This is a genomic window from Caballeronia sp. SL1002 (assembly GCF_057814995.1).
Genome location: NZ_JBYMUW010000005.1, coordinates 914960 through 936923, shown reverse-complemented (window position 1 = coordinate 936923; position 21964 = coordinate 914960). Strand labels below are relative to the sequence as shown.

General features: G+C 63.7%; 21 protein-coding genes. 11 read left to right on the top strand and 10 right to left on the bottom strand.

All coding sequences use genetic code 11. The features are described 5' to 3' along the window. Window positions 1–51: 51 nt before the first annotated feature. Window positions 52–1137 (top strand): alpha/beta fold hydrolase, encoded by a 1086-nt coding sequence (locus tag AC3D25_RS28565; protein WP_488891841.1) that lies wholly within the window; start codon window positions 52–54, stop codon window positions 1135–1137. On the opposite strand, the gene AC3D25_RS28560 is transcribed toward AC3D25_RS28565, so the two are convergent. Both AC3D25_RS28560 and AC3D25_RS28555 read right to left on the bottom strand, forming a co-directional pair. Beyond that, entirely contained in the window at window positions 1127–2473 is a 1347-nt protein-coding gene (locus AC3D25_RS28560) for an MATE family efflux transporter (protein WP_488891840.1), read from the bottom strand. The genes AC3D25_RS28565 and AC3D25_RS28560 overlap by 11 nt on opposite strands. A gap of 74 nt (window positions 2474–2547) precedes the next feature. Beyond that, window positions 2548–2868, bottom strand: a complete 321-nt coding sequence (locus AC3D25_RS28555; protein WP_488891839.1) for a hypothetical protein — start codon at window positions 2866–2868, stop codon at window positions 2548–2550. Window positions 2869–2978: 110 nt separating this feature from the next. On the opposite strand from AC3D25_RS28555, the gene AC3D25_RS28550 reads away from it, so the two are divergent. The 3 genes from AC3D25_RS28550 to AC3D25_RS28540 all read left to right on the top strand — a co-directional run bounded on the left by AC3D25_RS28550 (window position 2979) and on the right by AC3D25_RS28540 (window position 5981). Continuing rightward, a complete protein-coding gene (locus tag AC3D25_RS28550; protein WP_488891838.1) occupies window positions 2979–3299 on the top strand; it encodes a YnfA family protein in 321 nt (106 codons plus the stop codon). A 366-nt stretch (window positions 3300–3665) separates the two neighbouring features. Continuing rightward, on the top strand, window positions 3666–4961 hold the full coding sequence (locus AC3D25_RS28545) for an MFS family transporter (RefSeq protein WP_488891837.1): 1296 nt from the start codon (window positions 3666–3668) through the stop codon (window positions 4959–4961). 360 nt (window positions 4962–5321) lie between these two features. Continuing rightward, window positions 5322–5981 carry a hypothetical protein gene (locus tag AC3D25_RS28540; protein ID WP_488891836.1) on the top strand — a complete coding sequence of 220 codons (660 nt, stop codon included), beginning with the start codon at window positions 5322–5324 and terminating at the stop codon, window positions 5979–5981. Between the two features lie 16 nt (window positions 5982–5997). Here the strand turns inward: AC3D25_RS28540 and AC3D25_RS28535 are convergent, their stop codons facing one another. Both AC3D25_RS28535 and AC3D25_RS28530 read right to left on the bottom strand, forming a co-directional pair. Further along, on the bottom strand, window positions 5998–6174 hold the full coding sequence (locus AC3D25_RS28535) for a hypothetical protein (RefSeq protein WP_488891835.1): 177 nt from the start codon (window positions 6172–6174) through the stop codon (window positions 5998–6000). A gap of 61 nt (window positions 6175–6235) precedes the next feature. Further along, the gene (locus tag AC3D25_RS28530; protein ID WP_488891834.1) at window positions 6236–7258 is read right to left on the bottom strand and encodes an AraC family transcriptional regulator; all 1023 of its coding nucleotides are present in this window, start codon (window positions 7256–7258) and stop codon (window positions 6236–6238) included. A gap of 267 nt (window positions 7259–7525) precedes the next feature. Between AC3D25_RS28530 and AC3D25_RS28525 the strand changes: the two genes are divergently transcribed. From AC3D25_RS28525 to AC3D25_RS28515, 3 genes are all read left to right on the top strand, one after another. Next, complete coding sequence (locus AC3D25_RS28525; protein ID WP_488892180.1) at window positions 7526–8659, top strand: acyl-CoA dehydrogenase family protein; 1134 nt, start codon at window positions 7526–7528, stop codon at window positions 8657–8659. Between the two features lie 33 nt (window positions 8660–8692). Further along, on the top strand, window positions 8693–10420 hold the full coding sequence (locus AC3D25_RS28520; protein ID WP_488891833.1) for an AMP-binding protein: 1728 nt from the start codon (window positions 8693–8695) through the stop codon (window positions 10418–10420). A 94-nt stretch (window positions 10421–10514) separates the two neighbouring features. Then, window positions 10515–11690 carry an enoyl-CoA hydratase/isomerase family protein gene (locus tag AC3D25_RS28515; protein WP_488891832.1) on the top strand — a complete coding sequence of 392 codons (1176 nt, stop codon included), beginning with the start codon at window positions 10515–10517 and terminating at the stop codon, window positions 11688–11690. 155 nt (window positions 11691–11845) lie between these two features. Here AC3D25_RS28515 and AC3D25_RS28510 read toward each other — a convergent pair whose 3' ends face one another. Beyond that, entirely contained in the window at window positions 11846–12355 is a 510-nt protein-coding gene (locus AC3D25_RS28510; RefSeq protein ID WP_488891831.1) for a DUF6572 domain-containing protein, read from the bottom strand. Between the two features lie 287 nt (window positions 12356–12642). Here AC3D25_RS28510 and AC3D25_RS28505 point away from each other — a divergent pair, with 287 nt between their 5' ends. Next, window positions 12643–13158 carry a hypothetical protein gene (locus AC3D25_RS28505; RefSeq protein WP_488891830.1) on the top strand — a complete coding sequence of 172 codons (516 nt, stop codon included), beginning with the start codon at window positions 12643–12645 and terminating at the stop codon, window positions 13156–13158. 31 nt (window positions 13159–13189) lie between these two features. Here the strand turns inward: AC3D25_RS28505 and AC3D25_RS28500 are convergent, their stop codons facing one another. After that, window positions 13190–14359, bottom strand: coding sequence for a metallophosphoesterase (locus AC3D25_RS28500; RefSeq protein ID WP_488891829.1), 1170 nt, complete (start codon window positions 14357–14359; stop codon window positions 13190–13192). A 253-nt stretch (window positions 14360–14612) separates the two neighbouring features. Here AC3D25_RS28500 and AC3D25_RS28495 point away from each other — a divergent pair, with 253 nt between their 5' ends. Continuing rightward, window positions 14613–15233 carry a hypothetical protein gene (locus AC3D25_RS28495; RefSeq protein ID WP_488891828.1) on the top strand — a complete coding sequence of 207 codons (621 nt, stop codon included), beginning with the start codon at window positions 14613–14615 and terminating at the stop codon, window positions 15231–15233. A 92-nt stretch (window positions 15234–15325) separates the two neighbouring features. Here the strand turns inward: AC3D25_RS28495 and AC3D25_RS28490 are convergent, their stop codons facing one another. Both AC3D25_RS28490 and gabT read right to left on the bottom strand, forming a co-directional pair. After that, window positions 15326–16777 carry an NAD-dependent succinate-semialdehyde dehydrogenase gene (locus AC3D25_RS28490; protein WP_488891827.1) on the bottom strand — a complete coding sequence of 484 codons (1452 nt, stop codon included), beginning with the start codon at window positions 16775–16777 and terminating at the stop codon, window positions 15326–15328. Window positions 16778–16791: 14 nt separating this feature from the next. Continuing rightward, the gene (gene gabT / locus AC3D25_RS28485; protein WP_488892179.1) at window positions 16792–18075 is read right to left on the bottom strand and encodes a 4-aminobutyrate--2-oxoglutarate transaminase; all 1284 of its coding nucleotides are present in this window, start codon (window positions 18073–18075) and stop codon (window positions 16792–16794) included. Between the two features lie 138 nt (window positions 18076–18213). On the opposite strand from gabT, the gene pdxR reads away from it, so the two are divergent. Further along, a complete protein-coding gene (gene pdxR, locus AC3D25_RS28480) occupies window positions 18214–19710 on the top strand; it encodes a MocR-like pyridoxine biosynthesis transcription factor PdxR (RefSeq protein ID WP_488891826.1) in 1497 nt (498 codons plus the stop codon). Window positions 19711–20452: 742 nt separating this feature from the next. On the opposite strand, the gene AC3D25_RS28475 is transcribed toward pdxR, so the two are convergent. Both AC3D25_RS28475 and AC3D25_RS28470 read right to left on the bottom strand, forming a co-directional pair. After that, window positions 20453–20719: a hypothetical protein gene (locus AC3D25_RS28475; protein WP_488891825.1), complete on the bottom strand. Its 267-nt coding sequence runs from the start codon at window positions 20717–20719 to the stop codon at window positions 20453–20455. 30 nt (window positions 20720–20749) lie between these two features. Continuing rightward, the gene (locus AC3D25_RS28470; protein WP_488891824.1) at window positions 20750–21583 is read right to left on the bottom strand and encodes an EamA family transporter; all 834 of its coding nucleotides are present in this window, start codon (window positions 21581–21583) and stop codon (window positions 20750–20752) included. A 75-nt stretch (window positions 21584–21658) separates the two neighbouring features. Here AC3D25_RS28470 and AC3D25_RS28465 point away from each other — a divergent pair, with 75 nt between their 5' ends. Continuing rightward, window positions 21659–21958 carry a hypothetical protein gene (locus AC3D25_RS28465; protein ID WP_488891823.1) on the top strand — a complete coding sequence of 100 codons (300 nt, stop codon included), beginning with the start codon at window positions 21659–21661 and terminating at the stop codon, window positions 21956–21958. Window positions 21959–21964 lie beyond the last annotated feature (6 nt).

The following is a 21964-nucleotide window of genomic DNA, read 5'->3' as shown; positions in this document are numbered from 1 at the left end:
CCCGCGCGTTAAAATTTCCCGCTCCATCCTCATGCCCATCATCCCGCGCCCATGAACTTCAAAAGCCGTTCGCTCGCCGCCGTCCTGTCACTCGCGCTGGCGTTCGCGTTCACATTGCAAGCCCGCGCCGACGATCCCGCATCGGCGGCCCAGCCGCAAACCCCGCCCGACAACGACGGCCCCGCCTACGGCTCAGAACTGCAAGGCTTCGACTACCCCTATCCCGTATCGAAATTCGCGATCACTTCACAGAATCAGGTCGTGCGGATGGCGTACATGGATGTGCATCCGAAGCGTCCGAACGGCCGCACGGCGGTGCTGCTGCACGGCAAAAATTTCTGCGCGGCGACGTGGCGCGAAACCATCGATACCTTGTCCGAAGCCGGTTATCGCGTGATCGCGCCGGACCAGATCGGCTTCTGCAAATCGACCAAACCCGCGCGCTATCAATACACGTTCCAGCAACTCGCTCGCAACACGCACGCGCTCATCACCGCGCTCGGCGTGAAGAACGCGACGCTGATCGCGCATTCGACCGGCGGCATGATCGCGGTGCGTTACGCGCTGATGTATCCGCGCGAGACCGAGCAACTCGTGCTCGTCAATCCGATCGGGCTGGAGGACTGGAAGGCGAAGGGCGTTCCGTCCATTTCCATCGACGAGTGGTATGCGCGCGAGATGAAAACGACCGCCGACAGCATCCGCCGCTACGAGCAGAGCACGTACTACGCGGGACATTGGCGCGAGTCCTATGAGCCGTGGGTGCAGATGCTCGCGGGCATGTATCGCGGATCGGGCCGCGACGCGGTCGCGTGGAATTCGGCGCTGCTCTACGACATGATCTACACGCAGCCGGTTGTGTACGAGTTCGGGCAGGTGAGCGTGCCGACGCTCTTGATGATCGGCCAGAAGGACACCACGGCGATCGGCAAGGATCTCGCGCCGCCCGAGATTCGCGCGACGCTCGGCAATTACCCCGAACTCGGCCGCGCGGCGGCGAAGGCGATTCCGGGTGCGAAGCTCGTCGAATTTCCGGAGCTCGGCCACGCGCCGCAGATGCAGGACCCGGCGGCGTTTCATCATGCGTTGCTGGAAGGTCTCGCGGCGTTGCCGAAGAACGCCGTCGCTATGAAGTGACGCGGCGCTCGATAGCTGGCACCTGCACCCCGAGGGAAACCCCGCGCGCGACCATGAACACGGTCAGCGCGAGCCACAGCCCGTGATTGCCGAAAGGCCCGGCGAACAGCCAGGTCGCGAGCACAAAGACGGCAACGGAAACGGTCATCGCGAGCATCAGTTCGCGCGTGCGCGTCGCGCCGATAAACACGCCGTCGAGCTGAAATCCCGCCACCGACGCCAACGGCTGCACCACCGCCCACGGCAGGAATTGCAGCGCGGCGGCGCGCACGTCGGGGCGATCGGTGAGCGTCGCGATGATCCACGGGCCGCACGCGCCGTACACGAACGCGAAGCCCGCTGCGCCGATCACCGACCACATCAGCGTGACGCGCACCGCTTGCCGGAACGCGTGCCGGTCGCGTGCGCCCGCCGCCGCGCCCACCAGCGCTTCCGCTGCGTGGGCGAAGCCGTCGAGGCCGAATGCCATGAAGGTCTGGAAGGTCAGCAGCACGGCGTTGGCGGCGAGGATGGTGTCGCCCTGCCGCGCGCCGAGATGCGCGAACCAGCCCATCGCGCCGAGCAGGCACAACGTGCGGATAAAAATATCGCGATTGATGGCGATAAGGCGGGCGAGCGCGTGCGTATCGAACAACGTGCGCCAGGCGAACGGCGCGAGGCCGCGCGGCCGCATCGCCCAGAGGATGGCGGCACCGAGCACGAAGCCGAGTGCATCGGCGGCGGCGGTCGCGGCGCCCATGCCCGCGATGCCCCAGTCGAAGCGATAGACGAACAGCAGCACGAGAACGATATTCATCGCGTTGATGAACACCTGGATCACGAGCGCCACGCGCACGCGCTGACAGCCGAGCAGATAACCGAGCACGACGTAATTGCCGAGCGCGAGCGGCGCGGCCCAGATGCGCGCATGACAGTAAAGGCGCGCGGTGTGCTGCACGGCGTCGCTGCCGCCGAGCGCGTGCAGGGCGATGCCGATCAACGGTGTCTGCATCGCGAGCACCACGACGCCGATCGCGGCCGCGAGGAGGAGTGCGCGCAGGACGCTCGCGCGGATCGCCTGTGAATCGCGCGCGCCGAAAGCCTGCGCGACGAGGCCCGTCGTGCCCATCCTCAAGAAGCCGAAACTCCAGAAGACGAAGCTGAAGAACAAACCGCCGAGCGCGACGCCGCCGAGATACTGCGAGCCTTCCAGATGCCCGGCGACGGCGGTATCGACGGCGCCGAGAATCGGCTGCGTCAGGTTGGCGAGGACGATCGGAAACGCGAGCGTCAGTACGCGTCGATGCCAGCGCACGGGCAAAGCGGGATCGGCGTGTTCGGAATGCTGCGAGTTCAAGTTCGAGTCCGGGCAAACGGTAAGGGCGCTATTGTCCCGACAGCGCTCGCCCGGCGCAACGTGCGCCTAAATTCTCAGGCAGCGACGCGCATGTCGCGCTCACGCCGGTAGCCGCGCGTGCGTTCGACGAAGCGTTCCTCGTCGATGGTATGCGCCTGCACCAGTTCGTCGATATACGCCCGCGCCGCGCCCTCAGCGTGATGCCGTGCCGACGCGGGCTGGTCGAAGTGCGGCGCATCGAGATGCGGCACGGGCAGCCGGTAATCCATCACCGCCGCCGCCGTGCCCGCGACCACCGCGTGGGCGATGAAGCCGGGCGCGGACGCATCGCGCGATGCCTGCGCCCAGGCCGTGATCCGGTATCCCCGATAGATGCATTCGCTGAAGCTCACCATGACTTCTCTCCGTTTCGATTTTCCAATGCTTTAAGCAGTTCATGTGCCCGGCGCTCGCGCGTCCGGCGCGACGACGCGATAATTCGCCATCGCCCATCTTTCGCGCGCCGATGAAAACCTTCCTGCTGTACGTCGTGACCGCGATAGCCGAGATCGCCGGCTGCTACTTTCCCTATCGCTGGCTGAAGCTCGGCGGCTCGCCCTGGCTTCTGCTGCCCGGCGCGTGTTCGCTCGCTTTGTTCGCGTGGCTGCTGACGCTCCACGACGCCGCCGCGGGGCGCGTTTACGCGGCGTATGGCGGCGTGTATATCGGCGTCGCGATTGCGTGGCTCTGGGTGGTCGAGCGCATTCGCCCGAGCGCGTGGGACGCGGCGGGCGTGGCGATCGCGTTGATCGGCATGGGCGTGATTGCGTTCCAGCCGCGCGGATAGACGGCAAAATACGTCGTTTAAGGGTAAATACTTAATAAGCGGCGTCGACGCTCTTCCGAGACGCTCCGCCACGCCCGGTAATGCACCTGAAAGCCTTGCGCCGTGCGGAATCCGGCGTTTTTCCCGACGAGCAGCCCGGTCACGCGCTCTCCGCGCACACGCAATTTTCAGCCGATTAACACGGCATTGGCGAATTGTTCAGTACGCGAACGCCCGATGCGTCGTATAAACTTCGGCGCGAACGCTAAAAAGAGCGCTTGAACGCGGTTTATCCCGGCCCGGATCTTTCGTGGCGCACTGCTTCGACAGGCCGGCTGAGCGGGATCGAATCTGGCATTTCCTCCGGCGACCCAGGAAGACAACAGCATGACCGACCACACACTCACTCAAGCAGCCGACACCCGGCGACGCGTTCTTGCGATCGTCGGCGCTTCATCGGGCAATCTCGTCGAGTGGTTCGACTTCTACATTTACTCTTTTCTCGCGCTGTATTTTTCGTCGGCGTTTTTCCCGAGCGGCAATCCGACGACGCAGTTGCTCAACACGGCGGGCGTCTTCGCGGCGGGTTTCCTGATGCGGCCGATCGGCGGCTGGCTGTTCGGCCGGATCGCCGATAAACACGGCCGCCGCACCTCGATGATGATCTCCGTCCTGATGATGTGCGCCGGCTCGCTCGTGATCTGCTTCCTGCCGACCTACGCGAGCATCGGCGCGTGGGCGCCGTTTTTCCTGCTGATCGCGCGGCTGTTCCAGGGCTTGTCGGTCGGTGGCGAATACGGCACGAGCGCGACCTACATGTCGGAAGTGGCGCTCAAGGGCCGTCGCGGCTTCTTCGCGTCGTTCCAGTACGTGACGCTGATCGGCGGCCAACTCGCCGCGCTGCTCGTGCTCGTGGTGCTTCAGCAGTTTCTCAGCGCCGACGAACTGAAGGCGTGGGGCTGGCGCATTCCGTTCGGGATCGGCGCGTGCGCGGCGCTGGTTTCGCTGTATCTGCGTAAATCGCTCGACGAAACCACCACCGCCGAAAGCCGCCGCAGGAAGGAAGCCGGCACGCTGCGCGGCCTGATGGCGCACAAGGGCGCGTTCCTGACGGTGGTCGGCTTCACGGCGGGCGGATCGCTGATTTTCTACACGTTCACGACCTACATGCAGAAGTACCTCGTCAACACGGCGGGCATGCACGCCAAGACGGCGAGCAACGTGATGACGGCGGCGCTATTCGTCTACATGGTGATGCAGCCGTTCTTCGGCGCGCTGTCGGACCGGATCGGCCGCCGCACGTCGATGCTCTGGTTCGGTGCGCTCGCCACGCTCGGCACCGTGCCGATCCTGCACGCGCTGAAAGACGTGACGAATCCGTACGCGGCGTTCGGGCTGGTCGTGGCGGCGCTCGCGATCGTGAGCCTGTACACGTCGATCAGCGGGCTCATCAAGGCGGAAATGTTCCCGCCGGAAGTGCGCGCGCTGGGCGTCGGGCTGTCGTATGCAGTGGCGAACGCGGTGTTCGGCGGATCGGCGGAATATGTCGCGCTGTTCCTCAAGTCGATCGGCAGCGAATCGACGTTTTACTGGTACGTGACGGCGTTGTGCGCGATTTCCGGCATCGTTTCGTTGCGGATGCGCGATCCGAGCAAGGAAGGTTATCTGCGTAACGAGCCGTGAAAATGAACTGAGTTCGCCGCGCGGTTTTATCCCGCCGCCGCGATAAACATCCGAAACGCACGGTCACGACCGTGCGTTGTTTTTCGTGCCGCGGCTTGAGGGTGTTGCGTTCGCGCGAATAACGCGGGTTCGCCTCAATCGCCTGAATTCGCTATAACGGTAATATCGGGATGACGCGAATCGATGCTCCGTCTTTTTTGCGGACTGCTCGCGGTGCTCAAGGAGTCGCGGGTGGCGGCGATCCGGCCATCCGGCAGCGGCTGGAACCGAAGTGCGTCCAGGCGCGTCCGAGTGTATCCAAGCGCGTGTTCAACCGCGTCCAGCCGAACCCAAGCACGTGTCTGCCCGGAGACTTGGCTTATGGAAGATTTCAATCAAGCGCAGTACCTGATTTGGCAGGCGAATCTCAACGTGCTGGCCGGAACGCCGGGCGGCGCGTCGCGTCTCGCGCGGATGATGACTTTTTCGCCGTCCCACATGAAGCTGATCCTGGCGGGCCGGCGGGCGTTCAGCGAGGAGTTCGTGCGCGGCGTGGAGACGGTGACGGGCCTGCCGCCGCACTGGATGGACGAGCGCCGGGAGTCGGACCAGATCCCCGACGAGGCGCAGCGCGCATTGGACGAGGAAACGCCCGTGGCGGTGTTTCGCGGTACGGCGCACCCGGCGCCGAAGCGCCCGGTATTGCGCGGCCCGGAGCCGCTTTTGTCGCAGACCGAGGCGACGCGCCGGGTCGCGGATCTCGCGACGCAGCAGGCGGAAACGCATCGGCGGGATTTGCTGTTCCGGCGCAACCGCGACCTGCTGCTGCAGGATTTGCGGCGCGTGGAGCGTCAATTGTCTTTGCTGCAACTCGACAGCATGACGCCGAAAGCCGAGGAATTGCTCGCCTCCGACCGTCTGGGCGACGCAGCGCGGGCCGACCTTTCGGGCCGCCTCGAACAAATCGACAAGCACAAGAAGATGCTGCAGCAACACGTCGAAAAGCTCGCCGCGCTGCTCGCCAGCACCGACGAACTGTAGAACCGCTTAAGCGGCGCTATTTGCGGTCGTGCTTGTGGTCGGGGTCCTGATGCACGGCAATCGGATCGCTCGCGGGAAATGTCTCCTGCAACGCCTCGTCGATCGCGTCTTCTCCGTCGAGCGCCGTTTCGTGCGCGTCGGCTTCCTGCTTTGCCTGCTTGTCTTGCGTTGGATCGTGCTTGGGCTTCGTCATCGTGGCGCTCCAGGGTGGACCAGCGTCATTTCACTATAGCAGCGGCTTTCGGCGCCCGCAGTTAGCCCGCGACGGTTTCAGCGGGGCGCCGCCGATAATCCGCCGGGCGCACGCCCGTCCATTTCCTGAAGGCGCGCCGGAACGCGCTGGGTTCGGCGAATCCGAGCGCATCGGCTATTTCCGCGATGGTTTCGGTCGTGTCGGCGAGCCGGGCGATGGCGAGATCGCGCCGCAAGTCGTCCTTGATGCCCTGATACGTCGCGCCTTCCTGCGCGAGACGCCGCCTGAGCGTCGCCTCGCCGATATTCAGCGCAGCCGCCAACTGGCTGCTATCCGGCCATTCGGCGGGCGCAACCTGCCGCAATCGTCGACGGATACGCGCGGCAAGCGAATCCGGATCGCGATACTTCACGATGAAATTCGCGGGCGCGTTGCGCAAAAATGTCCGCAGCGTCGCGGCGTTCTGCACGACGGGCAAACTCGCGCAGGCAGCGGGCAAATCCACCCACGATTGCGCTTGACCGAAGCGCAAATCCTCGCAAAACATCACGCGATACTCGCCGCTCTCGGCCGGCTCCGGGCAGCGCAGGCTGGCCGCGAGCACCGGAACACGTCTGCCGACGAGCCAGCACAAAAGCCCGTAGATCAGGATGAACGCGGTCGCGTAAGCGAACATCGTGTGCGCGCCGCGCCGGTCGCGAAAATGGATCCGCACGCGCGTGGCGTCGATTTCGGTTGTGATCGTGAGGTCGTCGAGCACGAGCCGCAAGAAACCCGCGATCCGCCCAAGCGCCGCGCCGCCGTCGCGCGCGTCGAGCGCGGCGCGGCACATCAGCACGAAACTGCCGCGCTTCATCGGATGACGGTCCTGGCCGAAGAATTCATCGTCGAGCAAGTCTGCGGCGGCGTTCCACAAGCGGCCGTACTGCGCCGCCGAGACGCGGGCGAGCGGCGACGCAAGCGTCGCGGGCGCAATGCCCGCCGATGCCAGCAGCCGCTCGCGCGGCACGCCGCCGCGCTCGGCGCAGCGCAGCGCCTCTTCGACCAGACTCACGGCGATCGTGCCGCGTTCGTCGCGCTTCATGCGCGAATTTTTAGGCGTTGGGGTAGTCACTAGGTGGCGGAAGCGCTCAGGAAGCGTGATCGTTTTGGGCATCGGCAGGCGCGCGGCGATTGCCTAGACTGGGCTTGGCTTTCGCACGTTTCGGGTCGCACCGGTTTCGGGCCGAGGCCGTTTCAGGCCACGGCCGTATCGGGGTCTGTCCGTGCCGGGCAAAAGTGTACGCAAGCTTACGCGTTGTGCGCCGGTCGCCGAACCGCCCAAGCGCACTTCAAACCGAGTGACATGATGATCGACAGTTTTCTGACCGAAGAGCAGCGCATGATCCGCGACGCCGCGCGCGAATTCTCCCGTGAAGTGCTCGCGCCGAATGCGGCAAAGTGGGATCGCGATGCCGCTTTGCCCGCCGAAGTGGTCCGCCAGCTCGGCGAACTGGGCTTTCTCGGCATGATCGTGCCGCAGGAGTGGGGCGGCACCTACGGCGACTACACCGCCTACGCGCTGGCGCTCGAAGAAATCGCGGCGGGCTGCGCGTCGTGCGCCACGCTGATGAGCGTTCACAACTCGGTCGGCTGCGGTCCGATCCTGAACTTCGGCACCGATGCGCAAAAGGCCGCATGGCTCCCGGCGCTGGCGAGCGGCGAGATGATCGGCGCGTTCTGTCTGACCGAACCGCAAGCCGGCTCCGAGGCGCACAACCTGCGCACGCGGGCGATCGAGCGCGACGGCCAATGGGTGCTGTCGGGCGCGAAGCAGTTCGTGACGAACGGCGGCCGCGCGAACGTGGCGATCGTCTTTGCGCTCACCGATCCCGATTTGGGCAAGCGCGGCATTTCCGCGTTCATCGTCCCGACGAATACGCCCGGTTTCCAGCCGGGACCGCCCGAGCACAAGCTCGGCATCCGCGCGTCCGACACCTGTCCGATCACGCTCGACAACTGCGCGATTCCCGCCGCGAATTTGCTCGGCGCGCGCGGCGAGGGCCTGAAGATCGCGTTGTCGAATCTGGAGGGCGGGCGGATCGGGATTGCCGCGCAGGCGCTCGGCATCGCGCGCGCCGCCTTCGACGCCGCGCGCCTCTACGCGACCGATCGCGTGCAGTTCGGCCGGCCGATCCGCGAGCATCAATCGGTCGCGAATTTGCTCGCCGACATGCAGGTGAGCATCAACGCCGCGCGGCTTTTGATCCTGCACGCCGCGCGGATGCGCACCGAAGGCGTGCCGTGTTTGTCGGAGGCGTCGCAGGCGAAGCTTTTCGCCTCGGAAATGGCCGAGCGCGTGTGTTCAAACGCGATCCAGATTCACGGCGGATACGGCTATCTGCAGGATTATCCGGTCGAGCGGCACTATCGCGACGCGCGCATCACGCAGATTTACGAAGGCACGAGCGAAGTGCAACGGATGGTGATCGCCCGGCAGCTTTGACTACGAAGTCACCATAAAAACAAAGGAGACGCGATGAACCCAGCCGCCGCTTTTATCGAGGCGCGAGATTTCCTGCTGCGCCACCGCACCGATTACGACACCGCCTACCGCGACTTCCGCTGGCCGGCGCTCGACCGCTTCAACTGGGCGCTGGATTATTTCGACCCGATGGCGCGCGGGAACGACGCGCCGGCGCTGTGGATCGTCGATGACGACGGCAGCGTGGGAACGCGCTTCTCTTTCGCGCAGATGAGCGAGCGCTCGGCGCGCGCCGCGAACCATTTGCGCGCGCTCGGCGTCGCGCGCGGCGACCGGATTCTGCTGATGCTGCCGAACTGCGTCGAGTTGTGGGACGCGATGCTCGGCGCGATGAAACTCGGCGCGGTCGTGCTGCCCGCGACCACGCAACTCGGCGTGCCCGACTTGCGCGACCGGATCGCGCTCGGGCGCGTTCAGCACGTGATCGCCGATGCCGGACAGACCGCGAAATTCGACGAAATCGGCGTGCCGGGCTTGCGGATCGCCGTGGGTGCAACACCGGAAGGCTGGCGGGATTTCGCGGCCATCGCCGACGCCCCCGCGCATTTCGAGCCGGACGGCGAAACGCGCGCCTCCGATCCGCTCTTGCTTTATTTCACGTCCGGGACGACCTCGAAGCCGAAACTCGTCGCCCATACGCACGAAAGTTATCCTGCCGGGCATCTTTCGACGATGTACTGGATCGGCCTCCAACCCGGCGATATCCACTGGAATATCAGTTCGCCCGGCTGGGCGAAGCACGCGTGGAGCTGCTTTTTCGCGCCGTGGAACGCGGGCGCGTGCGTGTTTATCTACAATTTCGCGCGTTTCGACGCCAAGCGCACGTTGGACGCGCTCGTGCAATACGGCGTGACTACACTGTGCGCACCGCCGACGGTCTGGCGGATGCTCGTGCAGGAGCCGCTCGCGAGCTATACGGTCAAGCTGCGCGAGATCGTCGGGGCGGGCGAGCCGCTGAATCCGGAAGTGGTCGAACGGGTGCGCGCGGCGTGGGGCGTGCCGATCCGCGATGGTTACGGCCAGACGGAAACCACCGCGCAGATCGCCAATTCGCCGGGGCAACGTCTCGTGCCGGGCTCGATGGGACGGCCTTTGCCGGGATATCGCGTGACCCTGGTCGATCCCGACGGCTTGCCCGCCACAGAAGGCGAAATCGCGCTGCCGCTCGATCCCGCGCCGCTCGGCCTGATGACCGGTTACGCCGACAATGCCGCCGCCACCGCGAACGCGATGCGAGACGGTTTGTATCGGACGTCCGATGTCGCCGCGCTCAACGCCGACGGTTACTACGTCTACATCGGCCGGGCGGACGACGTGTTCAAGTCGTCCGATTACCGGCTCAGCCCGTTCGAACTGGAAAGCGTGCTGATCGAACACGAAGCGATCGCGGAAGCGGCAGTCGTGCCAAGCCCCGACGCGCTGCGGCTCGCCGTGCCGAAAGCGTTCGTCACGCTGCGTCACGGCTACGAAATCGGCCCGGACCTGGCGCGCAGCGTATTCGCGTTTTCGCGCGCGCGTCTCGCGCCGTATAAGCGCATCCGGCGCATCGAGTTCGCCGAATTGCCGAAGACCATCTCGGGGAAAATCCGCCGCGTCGATCTGCGGCGGCATGAGGCGGCACGGAGCATGGGCGGCGCGGACGGTACGGCCACGGTGCGCGGCGAGTTCGAGTTTTGGGAAGAGGATTTCCCGGAGTTTCGTCGACCGGAAAACGCGGCTTAAACGGTTCCGCGCTATTTTCCAGCAACGGCATAATAAGTTCGACGCGCGACGTTTAAATCCGCGTCGCAGAACGCCAACCCGCACGGAGCACGCGATGAATACACCGACACGCGCTGAAACGAGCGCCGAAACCCCAGCCGAAGCCGAAATCGGCTTCGAAGTGATCAACCGCGTCGCTGTTTTGACGCTCAACCGGCCGCGCGCGCTGAACGCGCTGTCGCACGGCATGATCGGCGCGCTGGCCGAAGCATTCGAGCGCGCGCGAAACGACGCGTCGATCGCCGCCGTCGTGCTGCGCGGCGCGGGCGAAAAGGCGTTTTGTGCGGGCGGCGATATCCGCGCGCTGTACGAATCGGCCAGCGCCGATACCGCGAAGAAGACGCCGTGGCTGGCATTTTTTGTCGATGAATACCGGCTCGATTACGCTATTTATCGCTTTCCGAAGCCGGTCGTCGCGCTGATGGACGGCATCGTGATGGGCGGCGGCATGGGACTCGCGCAGGGCGCGGCGCTGCGGATCGCGACCGACCGCACGCGCATGGCGATGCCGGAAACGCGTATCGGCATGGTGCCGGATGTGGGCGCGACGCATTTCATGGGCCGGATGCCGGTGGATATGGCGCTGTACGCCGGGCTGACCGGCGCGATGCTCTCGGGCGCGGATGCCGTCGCGTTCGGTCTCGCGGACGCCTGCGTGCCGTCGACGTGGCTGGCCAGCTGGACGGAGCGGCTCGAGAGCGTGAGCGTGCCGACTGACCCGGCCGCGCTCGCAGAAACGCTGCGCGGAGTTTTCGTGCCCGCCGAAAACGTCGATGCCGACGCGCCGCTCGCGGCCCATCGCGCGGCGATCACGCGTCATTTCGTGCCGGGCGGCGTCGAGCGGATGGTCGAAAGTTTGAGCGCGGCGGTCGCGCAGGACGCCGACGAAGGCCGCGCGCCCGACGCGTGGCTGGAAAGCACGCTGGCGTCGCTGAAAAGCCACTCGCCGACGATGCTCAACGTCTCGTGTCACGCGCTGCTGCGCGGCCGTCAGATGGCGCTTGCGGACTGTTTCCGGATGGAACTGGGGATTGTTTATCGCACGATCACCGAGGGCGATTTTCGCGAAGGCGTGCGCGCGCTGATTGTCGATAAGGATCAGCGGCCGCGCTGGACGCCCGCGACGCTCTGCGAGGTGCGAGCGGAGCGCGTGCAGCACTTTTTGACCTCGCCGTGGCGGCGCGATGACCATCCGCTACACGATCTCGGCGCGCATCAAGCGCAAATGTGAGATGGCGCGCGCGGCAATGCTTCGGGCGGGGAGCTGATATCGAGGAATTCGGCGTTGACGGTTCCCGTAGATACTCACCGCCCGTCCCTGGATCGGCTCACCCGGCGCCTCCCGGAAAACCTCACCGTTCTGCTGTTTTCACCGCGAGGACGCAATCAAACGATCGCGGATCGGCTTTTGCGCAGGAGACCGAGCGGGAGAGGTAAACCGACGGAAACGGGTTCTGACTCCGGTGGTGTCGGCTCGGGCTCCGTCTCCGCGTGTGCGCGGGCCAATTCGAGCGACAACGCATCGACGGCATCGGCCGATGCAAGCGGTACGGCAATCCCGAGCGACGGGCGAATATCGACGTGACGCAGTCGCACCCCGAATCCCGACGCGCGAATCGCACGCTCGCGCGCCGTCCAGAACTGCGCTGCGGCGGGCGTCAACGGTTGTGTCGAGATGAGCTCGAACACGACGCGATAGCCACGCACCGACGGATAGTTCGCGAGCATTTCGCCCGAACGCACGAATTGGGTACACCGATCGATTTTTCGCCTGATCCGTGCAAAGCGGGCGGGTTCGTCGGCGGAATCGAGATCGTCAAAAATTCCGATATTCACATGCCTGAAAAGCACATTGACGCCGATGTAATCGACACCGCCCATATCGAGCCTAGACATGGTCATTCTCCAGCGCCCGCATGCAGGCATTAATTCAAGGTGCGTATTGTAATGGAGTGAGGCCTCCTAATTCAAAGTGCGAAAACAACGGTCTCAACGATTAATCGGATTGGTCTTAGCGGATCCTTAAAGACCGTTGTATCAATTTAGGAATCCGGTGTAATTGGTGCCGAAATGTTGACATGAAACATCTCGAAAAACAGACTCGGCGGTGCATATTTTGATTTTCTTGCCGGCGGTTCGGACAATCTCCGGCATTCTTATTTTCGTCCGGCTGGAGTTACACCATGAAGTTCAAGATTCAATCCCTCACGATGCTCGCCTCGGCGGCTGTAGCGCTCGTCGTCGCTTCCGGCGCACACGCAGTGACCGGCCCGGTGATCGAGGGCACGATCCCCACGCAGGTCAACGGCACGGTCGAGGGCGTCAATTTGGCGGCCCGGACGGTCCAGGTGCGCGATGCACAAGGTAACGTCTCGGCCATGCAGGTCGGCGCGGATGTCCCGAACCTCGATAAGCTTAAATTCGGCACGAAAGTGACCGGCACAATCCAGCGTCCGATCGCGCTTACGCCGGTCGCGGCGAACGCCCTGCCGGCTCCGGTGAACGGCCAGCAGCCGCTCGTCGTCAAAGTGGACAGCGCGGACAGCGGCACCGGTATCGTCAATGTGAGCGACGCTCAGGGCACGAAATTCGCCATTCTCGCGCGCAATCCCGTCACGCTGAACGGCTTGAAAACGGGCACGCGGGCTGTCGTCTCGCTGCCGGATCCGCACTCGCTCGACGCTCAGCCGCTGCGTTGATCGGCGTTTGGCGGGCATCGCGCGGCAAGGCTTAGCGGGCGCTGGACACGAGCGTGATCCGCGTGATCTCCGAAGGCGCGCCGAATCGTTTCGGCGGACCCCAATAACCGGTTCCCCGGCTCGTGTAGACCCAGAGCGCGCCCAGTCTGTCGAGACCCGCCACGAACGGCTGCTGAAGGCGCACAAAGAAATTCCACGGCAGGAACTGCCCGCCGTGCGTGTGTCCGGATAATTGCAGCGTAAATCCGGCTGCGGCTGCGGCCGGCGCGCTGCGCGGCTGGTGCGCAAGCAGGAGCCGAATGGTGGCATCGGCGGGCGCGCCTCTTAACGCGGCCGCCGGATCGCTGCGATGCGCGGGATCGAAACTGCCCGCGCCGTAGTCCGTCACGCCGGCCACGACAGCGCGCGCGCCGTCGTGGTCGAGCACCACATGCTCGTTCATCAACACTTTCAAACCGATGCGTCGGAATTCCGCGACCCATTTGTCCGCGCCCGAGTAGTACTCGTGGTTGCCCGTGACGAGAAACGCGCCGTGCCGCGCGCTCAGTCCGCCGAGCGGTTGCGTGTGGCCCGACAGGCGCGACACCGCGCCGTCCACGACATCGCCGGTAATCGCAATTAAATCTGGCTTCAGCCCGTTGACCGCCGCGACGATCTTCTCGACGTAGTGGCGCTTGATCGTCGGTCCGACGTGGATATCGCTGATCTGCACGATCGTGAAGCCGCGCAGCGCGGCGGGCAGATTGTCGATCGGCACTTCGACCGATTTCACCGGCGCGCGCCGCCGTGCGTTGTAAAAGCCGATCAGCGTCGTGACCAGCGCGAGCGCCGGAACGGCCAGCGCGCTGCGGGCAATAAACTCGCCGGATGCGCTCGAACCGGGTGCCGCGCCGCGTGTCCAGTCGATCAAATGCAGCGCGAGCAGCACGATATCGCGTGCGAACGTCAGCACGAGCAGCGACGAGAAAAATCCCATCACGAGCAGGCCGATCCAGGCGAGCCGGTCGGAGAGCGGCTGCTGCTCGATCGTGCGCGCGGCCATGCCAAGCGGAATCAGCAGGCAAGACACGATCAGGCAAACCACGGCAAGTGCGCGAAGCGGCGTGTCGACGGGCGCGGCGGGAATCAGCCGGAGCCCGATATAGAGATGAAACAGTATTCCGATACCGATGACGCGGATAAAAAATGCGGAGCGTCGCATAGAGCGCCTGGAGAGAGGGAAGAGGCGCGGCGCTCAACCGCGACCTCGCCGCGCGCGAAAAACGATTCTACCGGTTCGTCAAAAACCGCGCCCCGCGTGAAACGTATCGCTGCGCGGGCGGGGCGGTCGCAGGTTGGACAATCGCGCGTTTCATTGGTATTAAAGTTAATCGTCGAACCCATTAATCGCGACTCAGCCGGTTTTTTAAGAATCGCGGATAAATAACCCTGCATGACGCTAACGGAGCAAGAACATGAAGCCGGACTGGAAAGTGGCGCTCGTTTTCGCGGGCACGGTGTTGGCATCGGCGAGCTTGCCCGTTGCGTCTGTCCATGCGCAAAACAACGCGCCGAGCGACGCGATGGCGAGCGAGGCGCACGGCGTGATCGGCGCGGCGCAACCGGTGCATCGCGAGGCGCGGATCATCGGCATCGACCCGTCCACACGCACGATCACGCTGCAGGGTGCGAAGGGCGCGATTTCCACGGCTATCGTGAGCGATCAGGTCGCCAATTTCGATCAGCTGAACGTCGGCGACCGAGTGGACGTGCTGTATAAAAACGCGCTGCTGCTGAGCGCCGAGAAGGCGAAGGGCGGCGATAAAGGCATCCGCGAGCGCGTCGATACCCAGACTATCCAGCCGGCGGCGAGCGGCACGGGATTCACGTCGACGCGGCAGGTCGAAGTGCTCGCAACCGTGCAAAGTCTCAACCGGAAGACTCGAACCATCACGCTGCGCGGCCCGTGGCGGACGGACACGTTCGATATCGCGCCCGACATGGACGTGTCGAAGCTAAAAGCGGGCGATACGATTCACGCGGTATTCGTCTCGGCGGCCGTCGTTCAGGTGAAGCCGAAAGACGCCGCGCCGTGATCTTTTTGCAGGTTGACGCGCAAATGAAGCGATAAAAAAACCGGTCCGGAGGAAATCTCCGGACCGGTTTTTTATTCAAGCACGCTCAAAACTCAAACGCCGCCAATGCACAAATACTTGATGACGACGTAATCGTCGATGCCGTAATGCGAGCCTTCGCGGCCGAGTCCCGACTGCTTCACGCCGCCGAATGGCGCAACTTCGTTCGAGATCAGGCCGGTATTGATGCCGACCATGCCGTATTCCAGCGCTTCCGCCACGCGCCAGACGCGGCTGATATCGCGGCTGTAGAAATACGAGGCGAGGCCGAATTCGGTGTCGTTGGCGAGCCGCACGACTTCTTCATCGGATGAAAACTTGAAGAGCGGCGCGAGCGGGCCGAAGGTTTCTTCCTTCGAAACCTTCATGTCGGTGGTCACGCCCGTCAACACGGTCGGCTCGAAAAAGCCGTGACCGAGCGCGTGGCGCTTGCCGCCCGTCGTCACGGTCGCGCCTTTCTGCAGCGCGTCCTCGATATGCGATTCGACCTTCAAAACGGCGGCTTCGTTAATCAGCGGTCCGAGCACGACGCCGCTTTCCGTCCCATTGCCGACCTTCAATTTGCCGACGGCCGCCGCGAGTTTCTGCGCGAACGCATCGTAGACGCGCTCGTGTACGTAGAAACGATTCGTACACACACAGGTCTGGCCGCTGTTGCGATATTTCGATGCAATCGCACCTTCGACGGCGGCGTCGAGATCGGCGTCGTCGAAGACGATGAACGGCGCATTGCCGCCCAGTTCCAAGGTGACTTTCTTGATGGTCGGCGCGCTTTGGGCCGCGAGCAAACGTCCCACCTGGGTGGAGCCGGTGAACGACAACTTGCGCACGATCGGATTGCTCGTCATTTCCGCGCCGATCGCCTTCGGGTCGCCGGTCAGGATGTTCAGCACGCCCTTCGGCACGCCTGCGCGCTCGGCCAGCACGGCCATCGCGAATGCCGAGAACGGCGTGGCTTCAGCCGGTTTCACGACGATCGGACAACCCGCCGCCAGCGCCGGGCCGACCTTGCGCGTGATCATCGCGGCCGGGAAATTCCACGGTGTGATCGCGGCGCACACGCCGATCGGCTCTTTCGTCACGACGATGCGCTTGTCGGCGGCGGGCGTCGCGAGCGTGTCGCCTGCGACGCGCTTTCCTTCCTCCGCGAACCACTCGATAAACGACGCCGCGTAGGTGATCTCGCCCTTCGCCTCGGCGAGCGGCTTGCCTTGCTCGGTCGTGAGGATCATCGCGAGGTCGTCGGCGTTTTCGATCATCAGCTCGTACCAGCGGCGCATGATGACGGCGCGTTCCTTCGCCGTTTTCTTGCGCCACGCGGGCCACGCGGCGTTGGCGGCGTCGATGGCGCGGCGCGTTTCGGCCGCGCCCATGTTCGGCACGGTGCCGAGCGACGCGCCGCTCGACGGATCGACGACTTCGAAGGTGGATGCGTTGTCGGCGGCTTGCCATTCGCCGTCGATGAATGCTTCGTGGCGCAGCAGCGCCGGGTCTTTCAGCTTCATTGTGACTCCCGTATTCAGACCGTCGCCGCGATGGACTCGGTCAGCACGTTTTCAAGAATAGCCAGGGCTTCGTCGAAAACCGCTTCCTGAATGGTGAGCGGAAACAGGAAACGCACGACATTGCCGTACACGCCGCACACGAGCAGCAGCAGGCCGCGTTCCAGCGCGCGCGTCTGCACGCGCTTCGCGAAATCGGCATCCGCGTCCGTCGTGCCGGGCTGGCAGAATTCCACCGCGATCATGCCGCCCGGGCCGCGGACGTCGGCGATCTGCGGCACCGAGGCTTTCAGCGCGTTCAGTTTCGCCTTCAGCTTGTCGCCGAGGACGACCGCGCGCTCGCACAGTTTCTCATCGTCGATGATATCGAGCACGGCGTGCGCCGACGCCACCGCCAGCGGATTGCCCGCGTACGTGCCGCCGAGACCGCCCGGCGCTGCCGCGTCCATCACGTCCGCGCGGCCGACCACGCCCGACAACGGCATGCCGCCCGCGAGACTTTTTGCGATGGTCATCAGGTCGGGCACGACGTCGTAGTGGTGCATCGCGAACAGCTTGCCGGTGCGCGCGAAGCCGGTCTGGACTTCGTCGGCGATCAGCAGAATGCCGTGTTCGTTACAGATTTTGCGCAGCGCGCGCACGAATTCCAGCGGCGCCTGATAGAAGCCGCCTTCGCCCTGAACCGGCTCGAAAATGATCGCGGCGACGCGCTTTGCCTCGATATCGGCCTTGAACAGATGCTCGATCGCGCGCAGCGAATCGGCGACGGACACGCCGTGCAGCGGGTTCGGGAATGGCGCGTGGAACACGTCGGACGGGAACGGGCCGAAGCCGATCTTGTACGGCGCGACCTTGCCGGTCAGCGCCATGCCCATCAGCGTGCGGCCGTGGAAGCCGCCGGTGAACGCGATCACGCCCGGCCGGCCCGTTGCAGCGCGAGCGATTTTCACCGCGTTTTCAACGGCTTCCGCGCCGGTCGTGAAGAACGCGGCCTTTTTCGGATAATCGCCCGGCGCGCGTTCGATGATCTTTTCCGCCAGCGAGACATACGATTCGTACGGCACGATCTGATAAGCGGTGTGCGTGAACTGGTCGAGCTGAGCGCGGATCGCCTCGACGATCTTCGGATGACGATGGCCCGTATTGCACACGGCGATACCGGCCGCGAAGTCGATGAAACGGCGGCCTTCGACGTCCCACAGTTCCGCGTTTTCGGCGCGGGCCGCGTAGAAATCGCACATCACGCCGACGCCGCGCGGCGTGGCGGCGTTTTTGCGGGCGTGCAGGTCGGCGTTCTTCAGATTCTGGCTCACGACAAATTCTCCTTCGCGCGTCGGCGCGGATGCTCGGTTTCAAAGTTCAGGCGATAGAGTGACTATAGTAAGATTTGGCTCTTAAGTTCAGAGCCATTTCAATAAATCTATAGGAGCCAATTTTCGATGCGCGCGAGTGTTTTGTCCGATTGGCTCGCCCAGCGTCTCGACCGTGGCGGCGCGCAGCCGATTTATCGGCAATTGCATCGGCTGTTGCAGCAGGCCATTTTGTCGCGTGAGTTGCCGGCGGGCAGCAAGGTGCCGTCCTCGCGGCTGCTCGCGGCCGAACTGGGCGTCGGGCGCAATACGGTCACGCAGGTGTACGAGCAGTTGGCGCTGGAAGGCTATGTGTCGTCGGCAACGGGACGCGGAACGTTCGTCGCCGACAGCGCGCCCGACGACATCCTCCACGACGGTCCGCGTACGGTGCCCGTCGCCATCGACAACGCGCCGCCCGTCCTTTCGATGCGCGGCGCGCGGTTGATCGCGGGTGCGGGCGTGTCGAAGCGGCAGGGCGGCGCGTTCATGCCGGGCGTGCCCGATGTGTCGCGTTTTCCGGCGCGTGTCTGGAGCCGCCTGCACACGAAATACTGGCGGCGTCTGCGGCCCGATCTGCTGACTTACGCCCCTGGCGGGGGTCTCGCGACGCTGCGCCACGCGCTCGCCGACTACTTGCGCACCGCGCGTTCGGTGCAATGCACGCCCGAGCAGATCATCGTGACGACGGGGATTCATCAGTCGATCGACCTCGCCGTGCGACTGCTCACCGACGCCGGCGACACGATCTGGACCGAAGACCCGTGTTACTGGGGCGTGCGCAGCGTGCTGCAGGTGTCGGGGCTGGATCTGAAGGCGATTCCGGTCGACGAGGAGGGCATCAATCCGTCACCGGACGATCTCGCGAGTCCGCCGAAGCTGATGCTGGTTACGCCGTCGCATCAATATCCGCTCGGCATGGTGATGAGCCTCGCGCGCCGCCGGATGCTGCTCGAATTCGCGCGCCAGCACCGCTGCTGGATTATCGAAGACGATTACGACAGCGAGTTTCGTTACGGCAGCCGGCCGCTGGCGTCGCTGCAGGGGCTGGATTCGGCGGGGCAGGTGATTTATGTCGGCAGTTTCGGCAAGACGTTGTTTCCGGGCTTGCGGATCGGTTATCTGGTGGTGCCGCCTGCGCTGGCGGCGAGTTTCGCGACGGCGTCCGCCGAGTTGTATCGCGAGGGGCAATTGTTGCAGCAGGCGGTGCTCGCGGAATTTATCGCCGAGGGGCATTTCACCTCGCACATTCGGCGCATGCGCACGCTTTACGGCCAGCGCCGTGAGCTGATGCTCGCGACGATCGCCGCGCATTATGGCGAGTCGCTCGAAATCGTCGGCGGCGATGCGGGGCTGCATTTGGTGCTGCGGCTGCCTGATGGCGTCGATGACCGCGCGGTTGCCGCTGCTGCGCTGGCTGAGAATATTGTGGTGCGGCCGCTGTCCGGGTATTACGCGGATCGCGGGGATGCGGCGTCGGGGTTATTGATCGGGTATGCGTGCGTTCCGGACGAGGAGATCGAACCGGCGTTCGGGACGCTGGCGCGGGTTATTGGGCGGTTTTTGCCTGGCGGCGGGGTGGGGTGAGGGGGCGCGGACGGTGTGGTTTGCCTGCGTTTTTTTGGGAACTTGCGTTCATGTAGGTCTATTAGCGCGGCGCTGGGCGCGGCAGCAGTCGGCTGTTGTTTTGCTTGCGCTTTTTGGGAACTTGCTCACGCCCGTTGCTTTTGTTTGCCTGCGCTTTCTGGGAACCTGCTTTCGTGTAGGTTTATTAGCACGCCGCTATGCGCGGCAGCAGTCACTTTCTTTGCTGCTGCAAAGAAAGTAACCAAAGAAAGCAGCTTATCCGCAGAAGTGTCCACCACGCATAACCACGCGGATAGGCGCGCAGGCTGATTCGGTCAACTCGCAGTTCAAGGTGTTGGCACAGCGCCTGTCAGGTCCATCCTCGCTGCGCTCGGACGATGGGCATATTCAGAAAAACGGCGCGTTTAGCTGCGGCCTTCGTTCGACCTTAGATTTGGCCTTGGCCTTGGCCTTGGATTTTCGGTTATGCCGTTCCGGCAGGCACTTTGTGCCTGCGGGGATGAATGAGCGGCTCCACTCTGTGGTGTGGTGCGATGGCCGAATCAGCTTGCGCACCACTCCCGGTTGCGGTTCGTGGTGGACACTTAGTAGGTCACGCTGCTTTCTTTGGTTACTTTCTTTGCAGCAGCAAAGAAAGTGACTGCTGCCGCGCATAGCGGCGTGCTAATAGACCTACACGAAAGCAAGTTCCCAGAAAGCACAGAACAACAAAAGCAGAGAGAGCGAGCAAACCAAACCCAGTTCAACGTTCGCGCCAAGCAAAAGCAAAACCCAAGGCGCCAGCAAAACCCAAGGCGCCAGCAAAACCCAAGGCGCCAGCAAAACCCAAGGCGCCAGCAAAACCCAAGGCGCCAGCAAAACCCAAGGCGCCAGCAAAACCCAAGGCGCCAGCAAAACCCAAGGCGCCAGCAAAACCCAAGGCGCCAGCAAAACCCAAGGCGCCAGCAAAACCCAAGGCGCCAGCAAAACCCAAGGCGCCAGCAAAACCCAAGGCGCCAGCAAAACCCAAGGCGCCAGCAAAACCAAACCCGCGCGTTCCCTAAACGCGCATCAAAACGGCCCCTACAGTAACCAGCGCGCAAGCGCAAACCCGCCGCATCGTAAGCCGTTCGCTCATAAAAACCCACCCAATCAAAACCGCAAAAATCGAACTGAGTTCGCGTAACGCCGACACCATCGCGATCGGCAAAAAGCGGAACGCCTGAATCACGATGCCGTAAGCAAGCATCGCAATCACGCCGCCCGTGATGCCGGTTATCGTTCCTTTCGGATCGTCGAGCAAGAACGCACGCGTGCCGTATCGCCGCCAGACAATCAGCGCAATCGGCACGTTAAACAGAAAATAAATCCACGCGATATAACCAAACGTGCTGCCCGCGAGCCGCACGCCGATGCCATCGACAATCGAGTATCCCGCGATAAACACGCCCGTTAACAAGGCGGCCGGCACGCTCTCGACCGAAAAACGCATCCGCGCGAACGCCAGCGACACAATCCCCGCCGATACCAGCGCGATCCCCGCCGCCGCCAGCGGATGCAGCCGCTCGCCCGCGAATACGAGCGCGCCCACGGCGATCAACAACGGCGACAACCCGCGCGCAATCGGATAGATCTGGCTGAAATCGCCTGAACTGTAGGCCCGCACGAGTGCCGCGCAATAGCCGAACTGAAGCAACGCCGAAGCACCGATATATGGCCAGCTTTCTCGCGCCGGCGCCGGGACCACGAACAACACGGCCACCGAACAGAGCAGATACGGGATCGCCATCAGACCAAGTTGCCGAAAGCGATCGGCGCTCGTGTGTAGAAAGGCGTTCCAGGTCGCGTGGAGCAGGGCGGAGCAAAGCACGAGCACGAGAATTAAAGTTTGCATGGCGAAGCGAGCGGTCGCGCGAAAGTGGCAATAGTTGGCAAATGTTGCTGTTTTGCCCGAAAGCCGGATTATGACATGAAGACCACGCGCCCTAAAAACCGCCCACCAACAAAAACCGCCCACCAACAAAAACCGCCCACCAACAAAAACCGCCCACCAACAAAAACCGCCTCAACAAAAACCGCCTCAACAAAAACCGCCTCAACAAAAACCGCCACCAACAAAAACCGCCACCAACAAAAACCGCCACCAACAAAAACCGCCACCAACAAAAACCGCCACCAACAAAAACCGCCCTCAACAAAAACCGCCACCAACAAAAACCGCCACCAACAAAAAAACGCCTCGCCGCCCGCGAGGGCGACAAGGCGCTAAGTTACT

Bases quoted from the DNA above. Each gene is read 5' to 3' on its own strand.
- AC3D25_RS28510 (WP_488891831.1), bottom strand. From the start codon at position 12,355: ATGTCTAGGCTCGATATGGGCGGTGTCGATTACATCGGCGTCAATGTG.
- AC3D25_RS28555 (WP_488891839.1), bottom strand. From the start codon at position 2,868: ATGGTGAGCTTCAGCGAATGCATCTATCGGGGATACCGGATCACGGCC.
- AC3D25_RS28540 (WP_488891836.1), top strand. From the start codon at position 5,322: ATGGAAGATTTCAATCAAGCGCAGTACCTGATTTGGCAGGCGAATCTC.
- AC3D25_RS28565 (WP_488891841.1), top strand. From the start codon at position 52: ATGAACTTCAAAAGCCGTTCGCTCGCCGCCGTCCTGTCACTCGCGCTG.
- AC3D25_RS28520 (WP_488891833.1), top strand. From the start codon at position 8,693: ATGAACCCAGCCGCCGCTTTTATCGAGGCGCGAGATTTCCTGCTGCGC.
- AC3D25_RS28550 (WP_488891838.1), top strand. From the start codon at position 2,979: ATGAAAACCTTCCTGCTGTACGTCGTGACCGCGATAGCCGAGATCGCC.
- AC3D25_RS28495 (WP_488891828.1), top strand. From the start codon at position 14,613: ATGAAGCCGGACTGGAAAGTGGCGCTCGTTTTCGCGGGCACGGTGTTG.
- AC3D25_RS28535 (WP_488891835.1), bottom strand. From the start codon at position 6,174: ATGACGAAGCCCAAGCACGATCCAACGCAAGACAAGCAGGCAAAGCAG.
- AC3D25_RS28515 (WP_488891832.1), top strand. From the start codon at position 10,515: ATGAATACACCGACACGCGCTGAAACGAGCGCCGAAACCCCAGCCGAA.
- AC3D25_RS28465 (WP_488891823.1), top strand. From the start codon at position 21,659: ATGAAGACCACGCGCCCTAAAAACCGCCCACCAACAAAAACCGCCCAC.
- AC3D25_RS28500 (WP_488891829.1), bottom strand. From the start codon at position 14,359: ATGCGACGCTCCGCATTTTTTATCCGCGTCATCGGTATCGGAATACTG.
- AC3D25_RS28530 (WP_488891834.1), bottom strand. From the start codon at position 7,258: ATGAAGCGCGACGAACGCGGCACGATCGCCGTGAGTCTGGTCGAAGAG.
- AC3D25_RS28545 (WP_488891837.1), top strand. From the start codon at position 3,666: ATGACCGACCACACACTCACTCAAGCAGCCGACACCCGGCGACGCGTT.
- AC3D25_RS28490 (WP_488891827.1), bottom strand. From the start codon at position 16,777: ATGAAGCTGAAAGACCCGGCGCTGCTGCGCCACGAAGCATTCATCGAC.
- pdxR (WP_488891826.1), top strand. From the start codon at position 18,214: ATGCGCGCGAGTGTTTTGTCCGATTGGCTCGCCCAGCGTCTCGACCGT.
- AC3D25_RS28470 (WP_488891824.1), bottom strand. From the start codon at position 21,583: ATGCAAACTTTAATTCTCGTGCTCGTGCTTTGCTCCGCCCTGCTCCAC.
- AC3D25_RS28505 (WP_488891830.1), top strand. From the start codon at position 12,643: ATGAAGTTCAAGATTCAATCCCTCACGATGCTCGCCTCGGCGGCTGTA.